4 protein-coding genes are annotated in these 6,245 nt (G+C 39.6%); all 4 read right to left on the bottom strand.

The genetic code is table 11. From position 1 onward, the window contains the following. Positions 1–785 precede the first annotated feature (785 nt). The 4 genes from lon to IPO27_13945 all read right to left on the bottom strand — a co-directional run bounded on the left by lon (position 786) and on the right by IPO27_13945 (position 6,243). On the bottom strand, positions 786–3,263 hold the full coding sequence (lon, locus tag IPO27_13960; protein ID MBK8847578.1) for an endopeptidase La: 2,478 nt from the start codon (positions 3,261–3,263) through the stop codon (positions 786–788). Between the two features lie 901 nt (positions 3,264–4,164). Further along, a complete protein-coding gene (locus IPO27_13955) occupies positions 4,165–4,947 on the bottom strand; it encodes a T9SS type A sorting domain-containing protein (GenBank protein ID MBK8847577.1) in 783 nt (260 codons plus the stop codon). Continuing rightward, positions 4,835–5,833 carry a hypothetical protein gene (locus IPO27_13950; protein ID MBK8847576.1) on the bottom strand — a complete coding sequence of 333 codons (999 nt, stop codon included), beginning with the start codon at positions 5,831–5,833 and terminating at the stop codon, positions 4,835–4,837. The genes IPO27_13955 and IPO27_13950 overlap by 113 nt, the downstream gene beginning before the upstream one ends. Then, positions 5,833–6,243 (bottom strand): hypothetical protein, encoded by a 411-nt coding sequence (locus IPO27_13945; GenBank protein ID MBK8847575.1) that lies wholly within the window; start codon positions 6,241–6,243, stop codon positions 5,833–5,835. The genes IPO27_13950 and IPO27_13945 overlap by 1 nt, the downstream gene beginning before the upstream one ends. Positions 6,244–6,245 lie beyond the last annotated feature (2 nt).

Raw genomic sequence — 6,245 nt, 5'->3', positions numbered from 1 at the left:
ATAAAACAATCGGCCGATACCAAACTAAATTACATTGCTCTTGTATAGGTTATAGATTGTTAGAAAAATTAATAAACTGAGGTTTTAACTCATCTACGAAACAAATACTTTTTAATCCTAATTCGGAATTAAGTGAAACACCAACAAAACGTGTGTCTATTATGGAGGCAAAACACTTTATCTAGGATATTGAGGTGTTTGCAAACGGAGCGTAAATTGAAAGTGTGCAGTAGCGTGTCCTTCGAGTACGTAAAGTTGATTTACTCCAAAATAAAGTTGGTCAAAGGAAGTGTGAGTAGAATTAATACAAGTTATGCACTTGTGATTTGCTCCTAAAAACGGCACATCACTGTCTTCTTTAGTTCATACCCTTAGCGCGCTTTGCGCGCATTTCCTTTGCGGCCTTTGCGGTTGTTAATACATTACTCTTTAACCGCTAAGAGCGCTAAGATTTTCGCAAAGTTCGCTTAGTTGTAACTGCGGAAATTAGTTTCATATACTTAGCGTTCTTGGTGCATATTTACCTTGCGCACGTTGCGCTTAAAAACCAGATTAAAAGCTAACCCGCCCCCTGTCCACTTTTTTTGTAAACGGATGTTGTATTAGTTGTTGGATAAATTATTTAACCGGAGCATTCATGTGCTATCACTAACCCTGATGGGAGTGGCATCCTTTTTTTTTTACTAATTCAAACACACGTAAAAAAAAAGATAGAACGTACAGCAGGAACTCATGGTTAATAGCACGGCAACTGTACGCGGTTTCGAATAAGGAATTGGTGGTGGCTATACACTTAATGCTAACCCGTAAAATATTACGCGCTTACTGGCACAGCATTTTTTTACCTTCTCGTTGAGCAGGGCAATATCAAGTACCTCGGTCATTGTTTTTACATAATGGAAGGTAAGGTCTTTTATATACACGGGTTTTATTTCGTCAATGTCTTTTTTGTTTTCGGCACATAGAATTACTTCTTTAATTCCGATGCGTTTGGCGGCAAGTATTTTTTCTTTAATACCGCCTACGGGCAGTACTTTGCCACGCAGGGTAATTTCTCCGGTCATGGCTATTTTATTTTTTACCTTGCGTTGAGTGAGCAGCGATACGAGTGATGTCAACATGGTTATACCTGCCGAGGGGCCATCTTTGGGAGTAGCACCTTCGGGCACATGCACATGTATGTCCCACTTTTCGAATATTTCGGGCTTAAGGTTAAACCTGGCAGCATTTGCTTTTATATAGGCAAGGGCAATGGTGGTTGACTCCTTCATTACATCGCCAAGGTTGCCGGTTAGGGTAAGCTTGCCGCTGCCTTTGCTCAGGCTACTTTCTATAAACAATACGCTGCCGCCTACTTGTGTCCAGGCAAGGCCTGTAACTACACCTGCCACATCGTTGTTTAGTTGCTTGTCGCGCATAAAGCGGGGCGTACCTAATATGGTTTCTACCTGCTCTGTATTTATTACGGGCGCATATTTTTCTTCCATTGCTACCATCTTGGCTATACCGCGGGTAATGCTTGCTATCTGCTTTTCGAGGTTACGCACACCCGACTCGCTGGTGTACTCATCTATAATTTTTTCAATTATTTTGTCGTTCAAACTCAATTGCTTTTTCTTTAGGCCATGGGCTTCAAGTTGCTTAGGTATAAGATACTTTGATGCTATTTGAACTTTCTCTTCAATAGTGTAACCACTTATTTCTATTACCTCCATGCGGTCTAACAAGGCAGGTTGTATGGTACTTAGGTTATTGGCAGTAGCAATAAACAATACTTTGGAAAGGTCGAAATCTACTTCGAGGTAATTATCGTAGAAGGTGGTATTTTGTTCAGGGTCGAGGGCTTCGAGCAGTGCGCTGCTAGGGTCGCCATGCATGGAGTTGGCAAGCTTATCAATCTCGTCAAGTACAAATACAGGATTGCACGACTTTGCTTTTTTCAAACTTTGAATAATGCGTCCGGGCATAGCGCCAATGTATGTTTTGCGATGTCCGCGTATTTCGGCCTCATCATGCACACCACCCAACGATACACGCACATAGTTGCGCCCCAGCGATGATGCTATCGATTTTCCCAGCGAAGTTTTTCCAACTCCCGGAGGGCCATATAAGCAGATGATGGGCGACTTCATATCGCCTTTCAATTTTAGTACCGCCAAGTATTCAAGTATACGTGCTTTAATTTTCTCCAATCCAAAATGATCTTTTTCAAGTATCTGTTGCGCATTCTTGAGGTCGAAGTTATCGTTGGTATATTCTCCAAACGGAATTTGAAGCAGCGTATCCAGATAGTTCATCGATACCGAATACTCGGCACTGGCAGGATTGAGGCGCGACAATCGCTCTACCTCCTTATTGAAATGTGCAGCAGTAGCTTCGTTCCATTTTTTTGCCTTACCACGTTCGCGTATTTCAGCAACTTCCTTATCGGGATTGGTACCACCAAGCTCCTCTTGTATTTGCCTTAGTTGCTGATGCAGATAGTACTCGCGCTGTTGCTTATCTATATCTACTTTTACTTTGCTGTTAATTTGATTTTTAAGTTCCAGCAATTGCAACTCGTGGTTTAAATGCTCCAGTACTTTTATGCTGCGGCTTTTTAGTTCAACTACTTCAAGTATCTCTTGCTTTTTTACCATTTCGATATTCATGTTGCTCGAAATAAAGTGAACAAGAAAAGCAGCACTCTCAATATTCTTGATGGCAAAGCCTGCCTCGGCCGGAATTTGCGGATTGAGTTTTATAATTTGCAAAGCCACATCCTTTATAGCATCAACAGTGGCACCAAACTCCTTGTCGCTTTTTGCCGGCTTACTATCGTGTATTAGTTTTATACGGGCAGTTATGTAAGGCTCATCAGCCACTTGCTCGAGCAGCTCCATACGCAAACGCCCTTGTATAATTACGGTGGTATTGCCATCGGGCATGTGCAGCGTTTTAAGTATGGTGGCCACCGTACCAACTGTGTTCAAATCAGCAAACACCGGATCTTCGGTAGTGGTTTCTTTTTGCGACACTACTCCTATTATGCGCTTACCTCTGTAAGCATCTTTAATAAGTTTAATACTCTTATCGCGCCCAACTGTTATTGGAATTACCACACCCGGAAAAAGAACCGTATTTCGTAAAGGCAAAATTGGCAGTACCTCAGGCACCTGTTTCGAATCCCAATCTTCCTCTTCCTGTTGATTTATTATCGGCATTATCTCTGTTTCATCGTCAGCAAGCGCGCCTAGCGGTATTTGCAACATATTATCGTCCATAAAAATAGTTTTGTTTATAAGTCAAAATGGCGTGCTAACTTCTTAAATAATAGCCTCCCCGCCTATTTTCAATTGATGTGCCAAAAATACTTTGAAATAATTGCTGCTTAACACTCCATTGCATCTGCTTTACGGTTTGCACAACGATAATTCCATTGCGCCTAACCATCGGGCCACACAACATTTCAATAATTAGAAACCTCGAACAGCTACCGTGCTAATTACCATATGTTCCTGCTGTACGTTCTATCTTTTTTTTACGTGTGTTTGTATTAAGTACGATAAAAAAAAGGATGCCACTCCCATCAGGGTTAGTGACAAAAACATTAACCCTCCGTATATCAACCATGTCCAGATTTATACTTCGGTATAAAAAATATTCTGTTGCAAATAGGGTGGCAGGTGCTTAATCGTAATATCAATGTTGCACCATAAAAGATGGTTGCTTATGTGTGGCTTTCTTTTTTGCCTGTTAATTATTAGGATTACTTTTCAGGTGGAGCTACTTCCCTTCTTTTGCCTTCAAAAAAAAATGTCTCATAAAATTTTTGACAACTCCAAAGTGTTCTTTTTTTGCCTCACTACCCTAGCCTTTTAGTTCTTCGAAATACGTATTGGCTTTTTCTATTATGCCCTCGGCTTCATCTACAAAACTGTTGGTTTTTGGTTTAAGGCAGGCAGCCATTTTCTACTTTGCTTGAGTAGTGGCATCCATGTATGTTTTGGCAACTAAGGCTACTTGCAGCCTCCAACATAATGGTGGCCACCTGTTTCAACTTTACTCACAATACCCTTGCCTGCTTTTTAAAATTGTTTTACGGTGCAACATAATTACTGCACCATAAAGTATTTACACTTGCCTAAAATAAATTGTTGCGCTTACAAAAATGCTTATTATGAGCTAGTGTATCATCAACTTGCTCGTGCAAGTTTTTTGCCTTGTGGCAACTTCTATCATGTAAATTCCTTTTGCAATAAAAGGTAAAGGGATAACCTTAATTATATTGCCTTCATAATTTTCTTCTTTTAGCTGCATTATAGCTTGGCCTAACACATCGTATATCGTTATAGTTGCTATCTCATTATTTCTTTTATTTATAACCACATTTACATTGCCCACAGTAGCATCATACCATGCATTAAAATTAATTCCAACACTGATTTCACTTAGCGATACCACAGATATTACTATTTGCCCACTGCCCGAATTGCATCCATTACTGTCCGTAATCAACACATAATAATTGCCGGGCTGCATTGCAGTATAGCACATTGCATTTGCATTGGGTATTGCAACATTATTATAATACCATTGATACCAAATGGCAACATTATTACAACACATAAAGCTACCGTTTACTGTAACCGATGGTGCCGGGGGGTTTGCAACCACAGTAATATATTGGGTTATCGTTAGCGAGTCGCTGCCATTAGCATTGGTTGCAACAAGTGTTACAGGATAAGTACCATAAGTTGGATAATAAATTCCTGTTGGATTTTGTACTGTAGACGATGATGGACTCGCACCCGGAAACGACCATTGCCACTGTGTAGGATTGTTGGTGCTTATATCAAAAAAATCTATCGCACTTTTTTCGCATAAAACAGTGTCGCTTGAGTAGAATGAGACGATGGGGGCGGTGTTGATTGTACAAATAGGAAACGCAATTTGGATCGGGAACAAATTTCCAAACGTCACTATAGAAATCAAAACCTGGTCCATCACCACCAAATACAAATAAATTACCTGTGGCATCAAACCAATTATAAGATCCACCTCGAGAAGGTGGTTGATTCAAAGGTGATGAAATCCCCTTAATACCATAAGACCCAGATCCATTCTGACTGCTACTTCCTCCAACCCAAATCCATTTATCAGTATTTGTTTCATATACCCACAAATCATTCCATTGGTTATAACCAGCATAATTAACCGAGCCACCTAAAAACCAAAAATTATTACAATTATCTTTTGCTTTTGAACGAACTTCAAATCTATATTGTGGCATATTTGAAAAAATAGTATCACAAATTGAATTTTGAATTCCTAAGTAATCAATGTTTGTTGAACCTCCTACCCATGTCCACAGTTTGTTATTAATATTGAAGCGCCATACATCATCATAAAAAAAAATGTTGCTTGGGTATGAGCACCCTCCATATAAATATAAATTTGCTGCATCATCGTTCCAACAACCTTGGACAAATCTACCACCAGGTGAATTCGAAGCAGCCGGTATATTTTTAGTGCCAGAATTTCGAGGTACATAATAATTACTTGTTCCTGACTCCCAAGCCCACATATTTGTAGAAGGGAAATAACGCCACATTGCATCCAAAACTCCAGATGGATTCATACCGCCAAAAACCCAAACATTATTTGCGGAATCTACCCAAGAGCATGAATTCTCAGAATTGCAAGGCAAAATATTATTTGTGCCGGGTATATTTTTTGTGCCATAATTGCCAACGTTGTTTGCAATGCTTGTTCCACTAATCCACGTCCATTGATTAATGGTGATGTCATACTTCCACACATCGTTCAAGAAATTTCCACTATAACCACCCATCAGCCAAAGATTGTTTGATGAATCAGTCCAACCATTGGCAGTAAAATACCTACTACCAGGGGTATTAAAGATTGATGGAATACCTTTAACACCATAAATGGTGAAACATAATTGCTATTAGTTGCACCATTAACCCAAGTCCATTGATTAACACTAACATCATATTTCCATAAGGCATCGCCTGCATTATATCCACCATAAATCCATAAATTTTTATTGCTATCAATCCAATTACAGCCCGAATAATGAGAGAGGGGTGTATTGTTAGGGCTTGCTACTCCCTTTGTTCCAGCCATCCCTTGATAATTTGTTGTACTTACTCCATTAACCCAAGTCCATTGACCAGGTTGGGCTTGTGCTAACATAATGATAAATAAAGAAAAACAAATTAGAGATATTTTCTTTTTCATTT

It is taken from the genome of Bacteroidota bacterium (genome assembly GCA_016714535.1).
Lineage (GTDB): Bacteria > Bacteroidota > Bacteroidia > AKYH767-A > OLB10 > JADKFV01.
The sequence above is the reverse complement of the archived record's forward strand: the minus strand, read 5'-3'. Positions and strand labels throughout refer to the sequence as shown.